This is a genomic window from Faecalicatena contorta, assembly GCF_021531995.1.
Taxonomy (GTDB): Bacteria; Bacillota; Clostridia; order Lachnospirales; family Lachnospiraceae; genus Dorea_A; species Dorea_A contorta_A.
Genome location: NZ_JAFBIZ010000059.1, coordinates 1 through 17,591 on the forward strand (window position 1 = coordinate 1; position 17,591 = coordinate 17,591).

Consider the following 17,591-nt stretch of genomic DNA (forward strand, 5'->3'; position numbering starts at 1 on the left):
GAATATAAAAAACGCGCAAAACATGGTTTTGTTAGTTAGGTTTGCTAAAAAACCTATTGACACTTTAGAAACAGACACGTATAATTAGATATAGAGTTACGAAGGAAACTAAGAGAGGAGGAATACGTTAGAATGGGACGTAAAAAGAAACAGTTCTGGGAGAGTGTCCTGTACACAATTCCGGCAATCATTCTGGTTACGATTACTATCTATATCCCGTTTGTAATGAGTGGTTACTATTCATTGACACAATGGAATGGTATAGCAAAGGAACCAGTATTTATCGGACTCGAAAACTTCAAGAGGGTATTCAGCGGTTCTTCAGAGTTTATGAAGAGTCTGATCTTTACAGGAAAGTATACCATACTTTTTATGATTTTCTCTAATGTTCTTGCACTTGCAATTGCAGTAGCACTTGTACAGAAAATCAGATTGGCTAATCTCATGAGAGGTATGTTCTTTGTACCTTACATCATGAGTATGATCATCGTTGGTTTCATCTGGAAATTCATCTTTTCCCAGGGATTCGAAGTATTATTCGAAAAGACCGGATGGGGATTCCTGAACTGGAGCTGGCTGGGAGAAAGCGGTCTGGCTTTTCTTGCGATCGTAATTGTCGGTGTGTGGCAATCATTAGGATTTTATATCGTGCTTTATATTGCGGGCCTTCAGGCAGTACCTGGAGATGTGCTTGAAGCAGCAACGGTAGATGGTGCAACATCCTGGACAAGATTCTTTAAAGTAACACTTCCGCTGCTTGGACCGTCTATCACAACGTGCGTATTCATGTCACTGACGAATGCGTTAAAGGTATTTGATATTATTCTGGCATTGACCAAGGGTGGACCTGGCGGAACGACATACAGTGCGACACTTGATATTTACCGTGAAGCGTTCCAGAATAATAACTATGGTTTAGGTTCTGCAAAATCACTGGTGTTCTTTGTTGTGGTACTGGTGATCACGCAGGTAGCTATGAAGATTATGAAGAGCAGGGAGGTTGATTTGTAATGACTTTATCACAGAAAAAGAAATTCAAACTGATCATCCTTACGCTGATCATGGCAGTTGCAGCAGTATTTTACATTTATCCGGTGTTCCTGATGTTTATCAACTCTGTAAAACCATTTGGTGAGGTTGTATCAGACGTTATTGCACTGCCGAGTAAGATTGAGATATCCAACTATACATATGTTATTGAAAAGATGCAGTATGGTAAATTGTTCTTTAATAACCTGATGATTACTGCGATCGGTATCGCCGGTATTATTGTGTTTGCTTCTTCTTCTGCATATATTCTGAACAGAAGAAGAAATAAATATACAGCAATTGCTTCGTTATTAATTACAACACCGATGCTGATCCCATTTCAGACGATCATGATCACATTGCTGAAGGTTATGAACGTGATTCACCTTTCTAACAGCAGAGTTGGTCTTGGTATCCAGTATTGGGGATTTGGTATTCCGATGGCTGCATTTATCTACAGTAACTTTATGTCAACCATTCCGAAAGAGATTGACGAAAGTGCATTTATTGATGGTGCCGGAACATTCAGAACTTTCCGCTCCATTATCTTCCCTTTGTTGAAGTCCGTAACATTTACCGTGATTGTACTGGATGTTATGTGGATCTGGAATGACTTCCTGTTACCGTTGTTGATGGTTAACAGTTCCAACGAGACAAAGACACTTGTACTGGCTGCTTATACATTCGTAGGTCAGTTCAATACACAGTGGCATTATGCAATGGCTGCGATGGTACTTGCAATCCTGCCGTCTATCATTATCTTCATATTCCTGCAGAAGTATATTGTAGAAGGTGTTGTTGCCGGTGCTGTTAAAGGATAAAAAAGAAAAAGGAGAGAATATTATGAAAAAGAAACTGGTAAGCGCATTATTATGTGTTGCTATGGTCGCTACGATGTTAGCAGGCTGTGGCGGAAAAAAAGATGCTGACAGCAGCGAAGAAGGCGGAAGCGGAAGCTCTGGAGAAATCTATATGTTCATTTCTCAGCCGGAATATGCAGATGCAATCAATGCTCTGATCGAGGAATACAAGAGCGTTGAACCGGATGTGACAATCAACTATGAGACAACTCAGAACGATTATCCTACACTGCTGAAAGCAAAACTGAACTCTGGTGATACACCGGATATCTTCTCTTCCACATCAGGAAAAGAGATCGAAGTATACAAAGAGTATTCTTATGATCTGTCTGGCGAAGCACTGATGGATACCATGCTTCCGGCTGTAGCTGATACAATGAAGGATGCAAACGGAGAAGGCGTATACGGTATCGCAATCAAAGGAAATTACTTTGGATTACTTTATAACATGGATCTTCTTGAAGAAGCAGGGGTTGAGAAGATGCCAGAAACAGTTGATGAACTGAATGACTGTGTTGCTAAGTTAAACGATGCAGGAATCACACCATTTACAGGTGGATTCGCTGAGTGGTGGGTATTCAAACACATCTTCCAGCACTATGCAGGAGCTGCTGTTGAAGATTATCAGGCATTTGTAGCTTCTATGGAAGCAGGCGAAGGTAAATTAGAGGACTACCCGATCATTTCTGAGAACTTCTTTGATTTTATCGATCTTGTAAAAGACAACGGAGATGCAAAACCTCTGGAAGCTGACCTGAGTGCAGAAGAAGCTGCATTTGCAAATGGCGAAGCTGCTATCATGGTAGGACAGGGCGCATGGGTTGAAGAAGATGTGAAACAGATTAATCCAGATATCAATATCGGATTCAATGGTTATCCGGTATCTGATGATCCGGCAGACTGCCAGGTTATCACAGGTTCTGACCAGGCTCTTCGTATCAGCAAGGATTCTGAGAACTTAGAAGCAGTTCTGAACTTCATCAACTGGTGGTATACATCTGATTATGGTAAAGCATGGTTTACAGACGTTGCAGGCGTTGTTCCTCCAATCGAAGTTGACGGTGAATCTGACTATGCAGTAATCAGTCAGGGTAATGCATCTGTAGCAGAAAAAGGAAGTGCTCCACTTGGAGTTATCTACTCAACAGACAGCTTCCATACTGCAGCTGGTGAAGCTATGCAGGCTTACATCGGTGGACAGGCTACAAGAGAAGAAACAATGGCAGCTATCGAAACAAAATGGGCTGAAATCGACGGATCTTCTAACTAATCAAAGTAATTCAATAATGAATTAGATTTGCTTTAAGGGGGGAAAGCTTTGCTTTCCCCTGTTTTTTTATAATTAAAATAGTTTATCAGGAGGCCTAATATGAAATTTACAGAAGGTTATTGGGAAAAAAATGAGAGAGCGAATGCAATTCATGCGGCACAGGCATTTATCGTTGAGAGAATTCCGAACGGCATGAAAGTTGTAGCTCCGACAAGAGTGATTACTGATCGTGCCGGGGCACTGGATGTATCTACGATTACGACAGAATTTACTTCAATCAGAAAAGATATCATCAGTGTGAGAAGTTACCATTATGAAGGTTATAATAAAAATGAGCCACGTTTTGAACTATTTGAAGATTATCAGGATACAGAAGTAGAGATCAATGAAAAAGAGGCGGTTATGACATCAGGTAATGTGGCTGTACGTGTAAACCGTGAAGAATTTAAAGTGACATTTGAGGCAGAAGGAAAGGTACTTACAAGTATTGGGTTCCGTAACCTCGGATATATGCAGTATGACAGAAAGACATTGACAAAATTCCCGGAAGAAAATTATATGGCGGCTGATTACAAGCCATATATGATGACAGAGCTGTCTCTGGATGCGGGAGAATGTGTATACGGACTCGGTGAACGTTTTACGGCATTCGTTAAGAACGGACAGGTTGTTGACTGTTGGAATGAGGATGGAGGAACTTCTTCACAGATTTCCTATAAGAATGTTCCTTTCTATGTAACAAGTAAAAATTACGGTGTTTACGTAGATCACAGTGATAATGTGTCGTTCGAAATTGCAAGTGAAAAAGTTGAAAATGTCGGATTTTCAGTAGAAGGTGAGGAAATCCGTTATCATATAATCTATGGAAAGAACATGAAGAATGTATTGGAACGCTATACAGACCTTACAGGAAAACCGGCTCTTCCACCGGCATGGTCTTTTGGCCTGTGGCTTACAACATCCTTTACAACAAATTATGATGAGGAGACAACAAGTTCTTTTATCAACGGAATGGCAGAGAGAGATATTCCTCTTCGTGTGTTCCATTTCGACTGCTTCTGGATGAAAGAGTTCCACTGGTGTGATTTTGAATGGGATAAGAGAACCTTCCCGGATGTTCAGGGAATGCTTGACCGTTATAAAAAGCGCGGCCTGAAGATCTGTGTATGGATCAATCCTTATATTGCACAGGGAACCGCATTCTTCCGTGAGGGAATGAAAAAAGGATATCTTGTTCAGAGAGCGGATGGAAAAGGGATTAAGCAGATTGACAACTGGCAGCCGGGAATGGGTCTGGTAGACTTCACTAATCCGGATGCGGTTGCATGGTATACTGGAAAATTAAAAACGCTTCTGGATATGGGGGTTGACTGCTTCAAGACTGACTTCGGTGAAAGAATTCCAATTGATGTGAAATATTTTGACGGCTCTGATCCGAAGAGTATGCATAACTATTACACCAATCTGTATAACAGATGTGTATTCAAGCTTCTTGAACAAGAACGCGGTGAAGGCGAAGCAGTGCTCTTTGCACGAAGCGCTACCGTTGGCGGACAGCAGTATCCGATTCACTGGGGAGGCGACTGCTCTGCAACATTCCCGTCTATGGCAGAAAGCCTGAGAGGCGGACTTTCCTTCATGTTATCCGGTTTCTCTTTCTGGAGCCATGACATGGGTGGATTTGAGATGACGGCAACTCCGGCTGTATACAAACGCTGGCTGCAGTTCGGCCTTCTTTCTACGCATAGCAGACTGCATGGATCAAAGAGCTACAGAGTACCCTGGCTGTTTGATGAAGAGTCTGTAGATGTGTGTCGTGTATTTACAAAACTGAAAGCAAGGCTGATGCCATATATCTACCGGTTTGCAGTCAACTCTCATGAGACGGGTATCCCTTCCATGAGACCTATGATTCTGGAATTTGAGAATGACCCGGCTGTGAAATATCTGGATATGCAGTATATGCTGGGTGACAGTATTCTTGTGGCTCCCGTCTTCCGCGAGGACGGAAGTGTAGAATATTATCTTCCGAAGGGAACCTGGACACATCTGCTTTCCGGAGAGACAAGAGAGGGTGGAACCTGGCAGGCAGATACGTATGATTACTTCTCACTGCCTGTATATGTGAGAGAAAATACATTGCTTGCTATGGGTGGAGAAGATGAGCGCCCGGATTATGATTATACAAAGAATGTTCAGTTACAGCTCTATGCATTGCAGGATGGATGCGAGGCGGTAAGTGAGATCACAGATCTTAAGGGGAAGGTTGTCCTGACTGCAAAAGCATTCAGAGACGGAGACAGGATTACATTTTCCTCAGATGACATTACAGAAGGTATGACATATCTGCTTGTGAATGTAAAAGAAGTGAAAAATATTTCCGGTGCAAAAGCCGAGACCACAGAAAAGGGAATCGTGTTAACACCGGAAAGTAAAGAAATCATAGTTGAGCTCTAAGATTCAGCACGATAGGAGGAATCCGGATCTTCTTCGGAAGATTCGGATATTTCTTCCTTAATATATTTTGGAAAGATCTTGTAATCAAAGATATAGGATGCTAAGAGGGCTTCCAGAGCGAATCCAAATAACAGCCAGAGCATATAAACAAAGCTCAGGCTTCGAGGAAGCATGAGGGTGAGAACAGGCGGAAGAATTAGTATGATCAGTACGCAGATTGTCCACTGGAAGCTGCCGATTCCCATCAGGAATGAATTTTTAACAATATTTCCGGTCGTATTTTTGAATTTTGCCAGAACCGGGAAAGCGAAGACCAGCAAAAAAAGAATCAAAACAAACAGCAGATAGGCCCCGACCAGAAGCGGCTGATATTTTCCTGCATTAGAAGAACTGTAGATCCTGATATCTGCAAGCATGACAAATAACAGAAGCAGTGACGGGATCCAGATTATGGTTGCCTGTTTGAAATTATCCTTAAAGGCCTTAAAAAAGCTGCGTGCCATATAACCTTCCTGATCTCGTGACATCTTCAGAGTTACCGCGTATAAAGCGGTTAAGGAAGCACCAATGGTGATCACGGGGAGACAGCAGACTATAAATACCAGATTCAGGATGCAAAGATCTGCCATTTTATTTAAAAAGCGGAACAATGGGCCGTCCATGTTAAAAATACTCATAAAAATACCTCCTTTGTATGAGTGGTATTATACTAAATGAATGCATGAAATGCAAGAAAGAAGGGATTAAGAAACATGAGCGAATATCGTTTGTTAAAGAAAAATGAATGTGAAATCAAAGACTCATTTTGGAGTTATTATATAGATCTTGTAAGAAAAAAAGTAATCCCTTATCAATGGGAAATATTGAATGACCGGATCGAAGATGCAGAGCCGAGCCATGCAATCGATAATTTTCGGATTGCAGCGGGAGAGATGGAAGGCCATTTTTATGGAGAAGTATTTCAGGACAGTGATGTATCAAAGTGGCTGGAAGCAGTGGGGAATATCCTGATGCTAAGAAGAGATGAGAAGCTGGAAGCACAGGCTGACAGCGTGATTGATATTATTGCGAAGGCGCAGGATGAGAGTGGTTACCTGGACACTTATTTTCTGATCGAAGAACCGGAAAAGAAATGGACCAATGTGTTGGAATGCCATGAACTGTACTGTGCGGGCCATTTTATCGAAGGGGCCGTGTCTTACTATCTTGCAACCGGGAAGAAAAAAGTATTTGATGTAGCGGTAAAGCTTGCAGACTATCTCTGTGAAGTCTTTGGAAAAGAAGAAGGAAAGATGCATGGATATCCGGGACATCAGGAGATTGAGATCGCATTGTTGAAGTTGTATGATGTGACAGGCTTTGAGAAGTATTTTGAACTGGCACAGTATTTTATCGATACCAGAGGTACGAATCGGTTTTTTGAGGAAGAATTTGAAAAAAGAGACCGCATCTGTCAGTGGACCAAAGCAAAAGTGGAGGAGCCGAATCGCTGGTATAACCAGTTCCCATACAGTTATTACAATCAGTTCCATCTTCCTGTACGCAGGCAGAAAGAGGCTGTGGGACACGCGGTCCGGGGTGTCTATATGTATACGGCGATGACAGACATTGCGTCCAGAACCGGAGAAAAAGAGCTTTTTGATGCCTGTAAGAATATCTGGAATAATATTGTGCATAAACAACTGTATATTACCGGAGGGATCGGGTCAACGCATTCCGGAGAAGCCTTTACAACAGCTTATGACCTGCCGAACGATACAAATTATTCAGAAACGTGTGCATCCATCGGTCTGATGTTTTTTGCACAGAAGATGTTAAAAAACGAGGTGAACAGAACTTATGCGGATGTGATGGAGCAGGCTCTGTACAATACGATCCTCGGCGGTATGAATTATGAGGGAAACCGATTCTTTTATGTGAACCCACTGGAGGTGGTTCCGGAGACCTGTTATGGGAATACCGAGCGGAATCATGTTAAGCCGGTTCGACAGAAATGGTTCTCCTGTGCATGCTGTCCTCCGAATATTGCACGTACGATTGCAAGCCTCTGGCAGTATATCTATACAGCAGATGCAGATACGGCATATATACATCTCTATATGGGAAATGAATCAGACATACATTTATCCGAACATGTGCTTCATATCCGGCAGACGACAGAGTATCCGTGGAATGGAAGTATCAGGCTGGATGTCAGTGCAGACACGGAAGAACCGCTGACTGTAGCACTTCGAATTCCTGCATGGTGTGATGGAAAATATACGGTCACCATTGATGGCGTGCGCAGCGATATTCAGGCAGAGGATAACGGATACGTATACCTGAAGCAAAATTGGAAGGGAGCGCACCAGATATTACTTGCATTGGAGATGAGGCCGAAACTGCTCCAGTCTAATCGAAGGGTTCATTATAATGGCGGACGTGCGGCACTGGTTTGTGGTCCGGTGGTATATTGCCTGGAGGAAGAAGATAATGGAAAATATCTGAACCAGATCATGATAGATGCCGGAAGCGAATGGAAAGTAAAAGACAGCACCCTTGGAGGCCGCAGCCTGATTCTTGAAGGAAAAGGCTGGAAAGAGCAGGAGAAGACGGATGAAAAATCCCTGTACCATGAATATACAGATGACAGAACAGAAACAGATGTAATTGCAGTGCCATATTTCTTATGGAATAATCGCAGTGCCGGAGAGATGCAGGTATGGATGAGAGTAGGAAGATCATGAAGAGAAGCAAGTTAAAGGGGACAGATCTTAAGTTAAGCAATATCTGTCTGGGAACGGCTAATTTTGGAGAAAAGTTATCGAAAGAACAGGCTTATCAGATTCTGGATGCATACGTGGATGCCGGAGGCAATTTCATTGATTCGGCAAATGTGTATTGTAAATGGATCGACGGACTGGGAAATTCCAGTGAGCAGTATCTTGGAAGCTGGCTCCGTGATCGTAATGCATATCAGAAAGTTGTCATTGCCACAAAGGGTGGGCATTATGATTTTCAGAATCCGTCTGTATCCAGAGTGCGTGAAGAAGAGATCCGTAAGGATCTGGAGGAAAGCCTCCGCACACTGGGTATAGAATGTATTGATTTTTACTGGCTTCACAGGGATGATGAAACGATCGATATTACTGAGACTGTGGATATTATGGAAAAACTGGTAAAAGAAGGGAAGATTCGATACTATGGTGCTTCAAATTATAAACGGCATCGAATGGAGCAGGCGGCAGTGTATGCAAAGAAAAAGGGATTACAGGGATTTACAGCTGTATCGAATCAGTGGAGTATGGCAAGAGTGAACCCGGAGGGCAATATGAATCCGGATCCTACACTTGTGATGATGGATGAGGCTTATTATGAGTGGCATAAAGCAGGCAAGATGCCCATGATTCCGTTTTCTTCCGGGGCTCATGGTTTCTTTGATAAGCTGGATCGCAACATACAGATATCAAAGCAGATGCATGATGCATATATGAATGAGGAGAATCAGAAGCGATATCGGCTTCTTAGGCAGCTTCGCGAGGAAACGGGGGAATCCATATACGCTCTTTCAATTGCATGGCTTTTAAATCAGCCATTTCAGGTGTATCCGGTTACGGCAGTGTCAAGAAAAGAGCAGATTCAGGATCTGATTGCGGCAAGCAATATCAAAATGGATGAAAAAATGATAGAACAGTATGGAATGTAGGAGGAGAAAAGCATGAAACAGTGGTGGAAAGAAAGCGTAATTTATCAGGTGTATCCGAGAAGTTTTGCAGACAGTAACGGAGATGGAATCGGTGATCTGAACGGAATCACAGAACATTTGGATTATCTGAAAGAACTGGGAATTGATGTTATATGGCTGTCACCCATCTATCAGTCACCGAATGATGATAACGGATACGATATCTCAGATTACCGGGCAATCATGAAAGAATTTGGAACGATGGAAGATTTTGACCGTATGCTTGCGGAAGCGCATAAACGCGGAATCAAGATCCTGATGGATCTGGTCGTGAACCATACGTCGGATGAGCATGCATGGTTTGTAGAAAGCAGAAAGTCAAAGGACAATCCATATCGGGATTATTATATCTGGAAAGATGGAAAAGACGGAAAAGAGCCAAATAACTGGGGTTCTAATTTTGGCGGCTCTGCATGGCAGTATGATGAGACTACAGATATGTACTATCTCCATTGTTTCTCCAAAAAACAGCCGGATCTGAACTGGGAGAATGAAAAAGTCAGAAAAGAAGTCTATGATATGATGACCTGGTGGTGTGATAAAGGAATTGATGGATTCCGTATGGATGTAATCAACATGATTTCAAAAGATCAGACCTTTCCGGATGGCCCGGTGGAAGATGGTCTGTATGGCAATCATCAGCCTTACGTATGTGATGGGCCAAAAGCACATGAATATCTGAGAGAGATGAATCGGGAAGTTCTCAGTAAGTATGATATCATGACGGTCGGAGAAGCATTGAACACAAAAATAGAGCACGCAATGCAGTATGCAGGAGAAGAGTCCGGAGAACTGAATATGGTCTTTCATTTTGAACATGTATCTCTGGGTGAGACTCTGGTTGGAAAATGGACGAATAAAAAAGTCCCGCTGAAAGAACTGAAACAGACGCTTAACAAGTGGCAGACACAGTTTGAGGGGAAAGCATGGAACAGTCTGTACTGGGATAATCATGACCAGCCAAGGGCAGTGTCAAGGTTTGGAAATGACAGCCCAATGTATCGCGTTGTGTCTGCAAAGATGCTTGCAACCTGCCTGCACATGATGAAGGGAACGCCCTATGTATTCCAGGGAGAAGAGCTTGGTATGACGAATGCTTACTATGATAATCTGGAAGATTACCGCGATATTGAGACCATCAATGCTTATCATGAACTGACAGAAAACGGGCTGATTACAGAAGAAGAGATGATGGAGTGTATCAAGAATATCGGCCGTGACAATGCAAGAACTCCGATGCAGTGGGATAAGACGGAAAATGCCGGATTTACGACGGGAACTCCGTGGCTTAAGGTCAATCCAAATTACTTGATGATCAATGCGGAGGATGAGAGAAAAGATCCGAACAGCGTGTTCCATTATTATAAAAAACTGATTGCACTTCGTAAAGAATATGAGATAATTGTAAATGGAAGATTTGAAAGTCTGATGGATGACAGCGAAAAAATCTATGCATACGCGAGAATCCTGGGGGATGAAAGGATGATCGTTGCGTGCAATTTTACTGATCAGGAAGTCGCTTGTGATCTGTTCGAATCTTGTGAGCAGGGAAAAGAGCTGATATCGAATTATAATCAGCATAAGAAAGGAATCCTCAGACCTTATGAGGCACGTGTCCTGCTTTATTAATAAAAAGAGGTGAATGGTATGGCAAAATATGTAATGGCACTGGATGCAGGGACCACAAGTAATCGTTGTATTCTGTTTAATGAAAAAGGGGAGATATGCAGCGTTGCGCAGAAGGAATTTACACAGTATTTTCCGAAACCGGGATGGGTAGAGCATGATGCCGATGAGATCTGGTCGACGCAGCTTGGAGTGGCGGTAGAGGCAATGAGTAAGATTGGGGCGACGGCAAAGGATATCGCGGCAATCGGAATCACCAATCAGAGGGAGACGGTGATCGTCTGGGATAAAAAGACGGGAGAGCCGGTCTGTCACGCAATCGTATGGCAGTGCAGAAGAACTGCGGAGTATTGTGACAGTCTGAAAGAACAGGGACTTACGGATATGATCCGTAAGAAGACAGGGCTGATCATTGACGCGTATTTTTCCGCAACCAAGATCCGCTGGATTCTGGAACATGTAGACGGTGCCAGAGAAAAAGCAGAGCGTGGGGAACTGCTTTTCGGAACGGTGGAGACGTGGCTGATCTGGAAACTGACCGGAGGAAGAGCACATGTGACGGATTATTCCAATGCGTCAAGGACCATGTTATTTAATATTAATACACTGGAGTGGGATGAAGAGATCCTGAAGCTTCTGGATATCCCAAGGTCCATGCTTCCTGAGCCCATGCCGTCAAGTTGTGTATATGCAGAGACGGTTCCGACTTACTTTGGCGGTGCGATTCCAATTGCGGGAGCTGCAGGAGATCAGCAGGCAGCCCTGTTTGGACAGACCTGTTTCCAGGCGGGAGAGGCGAAAAATACCTATGGAACAGGATGCTTTCTGCTGATGAATACCGGGGAGAAGCCGGTATATTCGGAGAATGGCCTTGTGACAACGATTGCCTGGGGAATGGACGGAAAAGTGAATTATGCACTGGAAGGATCTATTTTTGTTGCAGGAGCAGCGATTCAGTGGCTGAGAGATGAGATGAAACTGATTGATTCAGCGGCAGATTCAGAGTATATGGCCAACAAAGTGAAAGATACCAATGGATGTTATGTAGTGCCTGCATTTACCGGACTTGGAGCACCGCACTGGGATCAGTATGCGCGGGGAACGATCGTTGGAATTACGCGTGGAGTTAATAAATATCATATCATTCGCGCAACGCTTGAGTCACTTGCATATCAGGTCAATGATGTATTGCAGGCTATGGAAGCAGATTCCGGAATATCTCTCAGCGCCTTAAAGGTTGACGGAGGGGCAAGTGCCAATGATTTCCTGATGCAGACACAGACGGATCTAATCGGAGCACCGGTCAAACGACCGAAATGCATCGAGACAACGGCGATGGGAGCGGCTTATCTGGCGGGGCTTGCAGTCGGCTATTGGAAAGACAAAGAAGAAGTTATCAGAAATTGGGCCATTGATCAGATCTTTGAACCGAAGATTGAAGAGACGGAAAGAAAGAAAAAGATCAAAGGCTGGAATAAAGCGGTCAGATACGCATTTGACTGGGCAAAAGAAGATTAGAGATATGGCGGGAGGAAATCAGTCATGGAACAAGAAAAAATAACCTGCCAGGGGTGTTCCAATGAATGCCGGATGGAAGTGTATACAGAAGACGGAGAGGTTATGGATGTCACGGGAAATCGATGCATGAAAGGTTATGCTTATGCGCAGGAAACGGTAAATATGCATAGATAATCGACGGTTTTTCTGGACTTTTCTATCAATATGTACTAATATAGTACATATCGAGAGCAATTTTGGAAGGAAGGAAGAAAAAAATGAAAAAAAATGTTATTGTAGGACAATCTGGGGGACCAACAGCTGCGATTAATGCCAGCCTTGCAGGTGTTTATCGTACAGCAAAAGATCGTGGAGCCAATAAAGTATATGGTATGCTTCATGGAATTCAGGGGTTATTAGAGGAAAAATATATTGACCTTTCAGAGCACATTAAAACAGAACTGGATGCAGAACTTCTGAAAAGAACGCCTGCAGCATTCCTGGGATCCTGTCGTTTTAAACTGCCGGAAATTCATGAGAACAGAGAAGTATATGATAAGATCTTTTCTATTCTTGATAAGCTTGAGATTGAAGCGTTTATCTATATCGGCGGAAATGATTCCATGGATACCATTAAGAAATTATCCGACTATGCAATCATTACAGGTCATCCGACCAGATTTGTAGGATGTCCGAAGACGATCGATAATGACCTTGCACTGACAGACCATACACCAGGATATGGAAGTGCTGCAAAATATATCGGTACCTCGATGAAAGAGATTATTCGTGACAGCTTTTGTCTGGAATATGCAAAAGGAGTTGTTACAATTGTAGAGATCATGGGACGTAATGCAGGATGGCTGACAGGTTCCGCTGCATTATCTAAGGGAGAGGATTGTGAAGGTCCGGATCTGATCTATCTTCCGGAGATTCCGTTCGATCTGCAGAAGTTCAGTGCTAAGATTAAAGAACTTCTCGAAGAAAAGACTTCTATCGTTGTTGCAGTATCTGAAGGTATCCGTACAGAAGACGGCACATACGTATGCGAACTTGGAAACAGCATTGATTTTGTAGATGCTTTTGGACACAAACAGCTGTCAGGAACTGCATCTTATCTGTCAAGCTTTGTTGCCGGCGAGATTGGATGTAAGACACGTGCAATCGAGCTCAGTACACTTCAGCGTTCTGCATCACATGCTGCATCTCGTGTAGATATACTGGAAGCTTATCAGGTAGGCGGTGCTGCTGTCAAAGCTGCTGATGAAGGTGATTCAGGAAAGATGGTAGTTCTTCAGAGATTGTCTGATGATCCATATCAGTGTGGAACTGAGGTCAAGGATGTTCATAAGATTGCCAACGATGAAAAGCTTGTACCGAGAAACTGGGTAAATGAGGAAGGAACTTATGTAACGAATGAGTTTATTTCTTATGTAAGACCATTGATTCAGGGTGATGTTTCACCGGTTATGGTAGATGGTATTCCAAGACATCTGTATACACCAAAGGAACTTAGCCACAGAAAATAATACACATGTGCTGTCTGCAATATAGTGGACAGCACATTTTTTTAAAAAACTGTAAAAAGGACTTGTTTTTTTATAAAGAATCTAGTAATATATGATTATTCTATATTTCTAAATGAATCAAAATTTATTAATCTGTTAATCTGAGGATTGTCAATGAATCAATCTGGTTGAATTCCCTGAGAAAAAGAGGTGGTGATGTGTGGCACCAGAAAAAGAAGGATACGATGTACTTCGTCTGATTGAACATGGACAGATCTGTTATGTGAGTTCTGAGCATGTCTATGGAATGACACTGGTACAATATCTAAGGCAGAGTCCTGGTGTGGATAAAAGACAGTTATTTCTGTGGATGCAGGAGATTACCAGGCAGTTGGAACTGATTCACAGATGTCGGGGGAATCCGTGTTATAAGTATGTGAATCCCTACAGTGTAATCGTATCAAAAGAAAGAAAAATATATTTTATGGATGTAGAGTCCGGAACGAATCAGGAGATGCTTCGCCGGATGAGAAAGCGTGAAGTCCGGGAATATTTTCTTCCGGAGGAAGAACGGTATTACCAGAATGCCAGTATACAACTGGACATATATGGACTTGGAAAAACGCTGCAATATCTTCTGGCACATACTGTGCCGGATGTAAAGCTTTGCAGGCGGGAAGAAATAAAAATTCAAAGAGTGATATCTAGATGCCTGAGGTGGCAGTCAAAAAAATCGTATCAGAATGTATCGGAAATTCGTCAACAAATTCCAGAATATAAAGTGAAAAAAGAAAAGATAAAGATCAGATGGAAGTTACTGGCAGGAGTCGGAATCTTACTGGTTGCGGTCTTGGGAAAAGAAGCCGTTACTATAGATCATTCGTCAGAAAAGCCCTCTCTGACAACAGAAAAAAAGGCAGAAATGAAAGAAGATACCGGAGAAAACGCGGCTCCTGTTGCAGAAAATGGCACAGATGCAGAGAAAGCTTATATGGATCTGGCAATTGCTTATTTTCTTGATGTCAGGGATTATGAAAAATCACTGGAATACCTGAAAAAAGTAAAAAAAGCAAGTTTGGCTGCGAAGGACATGGAAGCAATTGTTTTGTGGTTTTCCGGGAAGAACATCTCGAAAAACGAAGAACGTTATCTGGAGCATCTGGAACATCTGGAAAATAATATGCCGGAAAAAGAAGAATATCGATACCTGCAATGTCTGGTCCGTGGCTATCAGATGATCAATACTGAAACAGCTGCGTCTCATGTGATTCGGCTTGGAAACAGATTCCTGCAGTCTGATGAAGCAAAAGAGAATGATATTGCAGAAGTGAAGGAAGTTATGATTACAGCTTACGAGACACTGGAGCAGGCAGAAGAAGCGGCAGAATTCTGTATGGACGTTCTAGAGAAAGAAACACAGACAGAAAAAAGGGAAGGTCTGTATAAACGGGCAGTTATGTTGTATGAGGAATGCGGGAGTATAGATCAGGCACTGGATGTCTGCTCCAGGGGAGTGAAGGAGTTGAATGATTCGACAGAACTGAAACTTCTGCATATACGGCTGCTATGTGCAGATGGAAACATTGGACGAGATGTCTGTGCACAGACAATTCAGGTGTATGCCGGTCAGGATCCGGAGATTCTCGAATCGGGGGAATTTGTAAAATTGCAAAGAGAATATGAGATACAGGTGGAAGGAGATACTATATGGGTTGGAAGATAAAAAGAATAGTAGCATTGATCATTATATTGGGAATTCTTTTTGTACAATATTCAAAAGGTACGAAGATATCATATGCACAGAATAGTGATTTGGCAGTGGCTGATGTGGATGCCAAAGAAGAACAGGATACAGAGTCGGGCACAAGGCCGGAAAAAGGAGAGGAGAAAGACGAAAAGGAAGAAGAAGAGCACGAAGAAGAACAGGAAGAGAAACTAGAGTGCTATCAGATGCAGATTCCGGAAGCAAACGGAAAAAATGGATATTATATATCAAGACCGGAGATAAAAATCAGACATATCAGTAGTAAAGGTGCTACGCGCTATTGCCTTAGTAATCCGAATGGTCATATAACCGAAGGACTGATAAAAATGAAGGGGGAGGAAGTGATACTGGCAGGAGATGACTTCTCGGATGGCAGAAACAGCCTGTGTGTCTGGATGGACGATGAAGAAGGAAGGGTTATTGAGGAATATTCCAGTGAAAGAATCATCATGATAGATACAAAAAAGCCGGAGCTCAGTCTTCAGACCCCACATGGGTATGATGCGTGGTATCAGAAAGAAATGCTGCTTCGTGTATCCGCAAAAGAAGGAGAGGAAGAAAGTCAGATTGCGGAGATCGTATGTTATGCAGAAAATCAGTTTATTGGGAAAAGTACAGAAAAAACAGCTGTTTTTCCGATTTCTGCAGCGTCTGTAAATGGAAAACGCGTGTGTGTAAGAGTTACGGCATCGGACTATGCGGGCAATGACACCGAGGCGTACTGTGAAGTATATATTGACCAGAGTCCGCCGACAGCAGATCTTGAAGGTGTCTCAAACTATAAGATTACAAGCGAGCCGGTTCGGTTTGCATATCAAGTGACAGAAGAGAATCTGATAAGAAATCTGGAAGCGAGTACGACATGGGAACATACAGATGGGGATATAACAGAGATCCCGGTACAGGTATGGGAAGAGACCGAAAAGGGGAAAAGAGCTGAACAGATCCTGAGCGAGAACGGGACGTATCGAATGAACCTGAGTGTAATGGATTATGCCGGCTATGAGGATGGTGCTTCTGCTCAGGTGATTATTGATAAGGAGAACCCCGTGATTCGATATATCGATCAACTGGATGGAAAATATCTGAAGAAGTTTTGCTGGGAATATCAGACAGAAGACTGGATCCAGGATTATACCAGTTTTAGCCACACGATCCAGCTGGATGGTGAGAGTTATCATATGGGAGAGACCATTGTGAAAGAGGGCAGGCATATTCTGACTGTAAAAGCAGTTGATTCAGCCGGGAATGTCGGAGAAGCGAAAGCGGGATTTGTGATCGACCGTACTGCACCAAAATTATGTTTTGAGAATGTAGAAGACGGAGAATCTTATGAAAAAGAAATAATATTTCGAATATATACAGCAGATAAAGCAGACAGAATCGAAGAAGTAAGGATGAACGGAGAACCACAGAAAATCCGCCAAAATAACGGAATCTGTCAGTTCCATGTCAAAGAAGTGAAAAACTATGAGATAGAAGTTAAAGCAGTTGATATGGCCGGAAATCAGAAGACCACAAGAATCGGCTTTCAGGTAATCCCGGAGAAAACAATGCTGCAGAAGTTAACATGGCCGATTAGAACAAAGATTCTAAAGGAAGAAAAAGCAGAACCGACAGAAGAGAAGAAAGAAACTGAAAGCAATACATACAGGGGAATTATGACAGGAGGCATGTTGGTTGTAATTCCGCTTGTGATACTGGGAATCTGGCATCAGAAAAAGCGCCGTAAAAGGGAGGATGCCGGGTAACTGTTCTATCAGTTCCCGGCATGTATTATGAAAAAGTTTATTCAAATAGTATATAAATACTAGATAGCGTCTTTTGTATTTCTTTGATAATTATAGTATAAGAG

The 17,591-nt window shown here is 42.6% G+C and carries 13 protein-coding genes; 12 read left to right on the forward strand and 1 reads right to left on the reverse strand.

The annotated features are described in order from the left end of the window. Positions 1–132 precede the first annotated feature (132 nt). From JQM82_RS09135 to yicI, 4 genes are all read left to right on the forward strand, one after another. A complete protein-coding gene (locus tag JQM82_RS09135) occupies positions 133–1,011 on the forward strand; it encodes a carbohydrate ABC transporter permease (protein WP_235249829.1) in 879 nt (292 codons plus the stop codon). Beyond that, positions 1,011–1,850 (forward strand): carbohydrate ABC transporter permease, encoded by an 840-nt coding sequence (locus JQM82_RS09140; RefSeq protein ID WP_235249830.1) that lies wholly within the window; start codon positions 1,011–1,013, stop codon positions 1,848–1,850. Before JQM82_RS09135 ends, JQM82_RS09140 begins: the two co-directional genes overlap by 1 nt. 22 nt (positions 1,851–1,872) lie before the next feature. Beyond that, a complete protein-coding gene (locus JQM82_RS09145; protein ID WP_235249832.1) occupies positions 1,873–3,159 on the forward strand; it encodes an ABC transporter substrate-binding protein in 1,287 nt (428 codons plus the stop codon). Between the two features lie 99 nt (positions 3,160–3,258). Then, complete coding sequence (yicI, locus tag JQM82_RS09150) at positions 3,259–5,616, forward strand: alpha-xylosidase (RefSeq protein ID WP_235249833.1); 2,358 nt, start codon at positions 3,259–3,261, stop codon at positions 5,614–5,616. On the opposite strand, the gene JQM82_RS09155 is transcribed toward yicI, so the two are convergent. Next, positions 5,613–6,293, reverse strand: coding sequence for a YesL family protein (locus JQM82_RS09155; RefSeq protein ID WP_235249834.1), 681 nt, complete (start codon positions 6,291–6,293; stop codon positions 5,613–5,615). The two genes, yicI and JQM82_RS09155, sit on opposite strands and share 4 nt — an antisense overlap. 75 nt (positions 6,294–6,368) lie before the next feature. Between JQM82_RS09155 and JQM82_RS09160 the strand changes: the two genes are divergently transcribed. From JQM82_RS09160 to JQM82_RS09195, 8 genes are all read left to right on the forward strand, one after another. Continuing rightward, the gene (locus JQM82_RS09160; RefSeq protein WP_235249835.1) at positions 6,369–8,342 is read left to right on the forward strand and encodes a glycoside hydrolase family 127 protein; all 1,974 of its coding nucleotides are present in this window, start codon (positions 6,369–6,371) and stop codon (positions 8,340–8,342) included. After that, positions 8,318–9,301: an aldo/keto reductase gene (locus tag JQM82_RS09165; RefSeq protein WP_235249836.1), complete on the forward strand. Its 984-nt coding sequence runs from the start codon at positions 8,318–8,320 to the stop codon at positions 9,299–9,301. The genes JQM82_RS09160 and JQM82_RS09165 overlap by 25 nt, the downstream gene beginning before the upstream one ends. Positions 9,302–9,313: 12 nt before the next feature. Beyond that, positions 9,314–10,969 (forward strand): glycoside hydrolase family 13 protein, encoded by a 1,656-nt coding sequence (locus JQM82_RS09170; protein WP_235249837.1) that lies wholly within the window; start codon positions 9,314–9,316, stop codon positions 10,967–10,969. Positions 10,970–10,987: 18 nt separating this feature from the next. Next, positions 10,988–12,484, forward strand: coding sequence for a glycerol kinase GlpK (gene glpK, locus JQM82_RS09175; protein ID WP_235249838.1), 1,497 nt, complete (start codon positions 10,988–10,990; stop codon positions 12,482–12,484). Positions 12,485–12,508: 24 nt separating this feature from the next. Then, positions 12,509–12,658, forward strand: a complete 150-nt coding sequence (locus tag JQM82_RS09180; RefSeq protein ID WP_235249841.1) for a hypothetical protein — start codon at positions 12,509–12,511, stop codon at positions 12,656–12,658. Positions 12,659–12,741: 83 nt separating this feature from the next. After that, positions 12,742–13,992 carry a 6-phosphofructokinase gene (locus JQM82_RS09185; RefSeq protein WP_235249842.1) on the forward strand — a complete coding sequence of 417 codons (1,251 nt, stop codon included), beginning with the start codon at positions 12,742–12,744 and terminating at the stop codon, positions 13,990–13,992. Positions 13,993–14,191: 199 nt separating this feature from the next. Next, positions 14,192–15,694, forward strand: a complete 1,503-nt coding sequence (locus JQM82_RS09190; protein WP_235249843.1) for a hypothetical protein — start codon at positions 14,192–14,194, stop codon at positions 15,692–15,694. Next, entirely contained in the window at positions 15,679–17,487 is a 1,809-nt protein-coding gene (locus tag JQM82_RS09195; protein ID WP_235249845.1) for a hypothetical protein, read from the forward strand. The genes JQM82_RS09190 and JQM82_RS09195 overlap by 16 nt, the downstream gene beginning before the upstream one ends. Positions 17,488–17,591: the final 104 nt, after the last annotated feature.

Coding starts and splice junctions, on each gene's coding strand:
- JQM82_RS09135 (WP_235249829.1), top strand. CDS start 133: ATGGGACGTAAAAAGAAACAGTTCTGGGAGAGTGTCCTGTACACAATT.
- JQM82_RS09140 (WP_235249830.1), top strand. CDS start 1,011: ATGACTTTATCACAGAAAAAGAAATTCAAACTGATCATCCTTACGCTG.
- JQM82_RS09145 (WP_235249832.1), top strand. CDS start 1,873: ATGAAAAAGAAACTGGTAAGCGCATTATTATGTGTTGCTATGGTCGCT.
- yicI (WP_235249833.1), top strand. CDS start 3,259: ATGAAATTTACAGAAGGTTATTGGGAAAAAAATGAGAGAGCGAATGCA.
- JQM82_RS09155 (WP_235249834.1), bottom strand. CDS start 6,293: ATGAGTATTTTTAACATGGACGGCCCATTGTTCCGCTTTTTAAATAAA.
- JQM82_RS09160 (WP_235249835.1), top strand. CDS start 6,369: ATGAGCGAATATCGTTTGTTAAAGAAAAATGAATGTGAAATCAAAGAC.
- JQM82_RS09165 (WP_235249836.1), top strand. CDS start 8,318: ATGGATGAGAGTAGGAAGATCATGAAGAGAAGCAAGTTAAAGGGGACA.
- JQM82_RS09170 (WP_235249837.1), top strand. CDS start 9,314: ATGAAACAGTGGTGGAAAGAAAGCGTAATTTATCAGGTGTATCCGAGA.
- glpK (WP_235249838.1), top strand. CDS start 10,988: ATGGCAAAATATGTAATGGCACTGGATGCAGGGACCACAAGTAATCGT.
- JQM82_RS09180 (WP_235249841.1), top strand. CDS start 12,509: ATGGAACAAGAAAAAATAACCTGCCAGGGGTGTTCCAATGAATGCCGG.
- JQM82_RS09185 (WP_235249842.1), top strand. CDS start 12,742: ATGAAAAAAAATGTTATTGTAGGACAATCTGGGGGACCAACAGCTGCG.
- JQM82_RS09195 (WP_235249845.1), top strand. CDS start 15,679: ATGGGTTGGAAGATAAAAAGAATAGTAGCATTGATCATTATATTGGGA.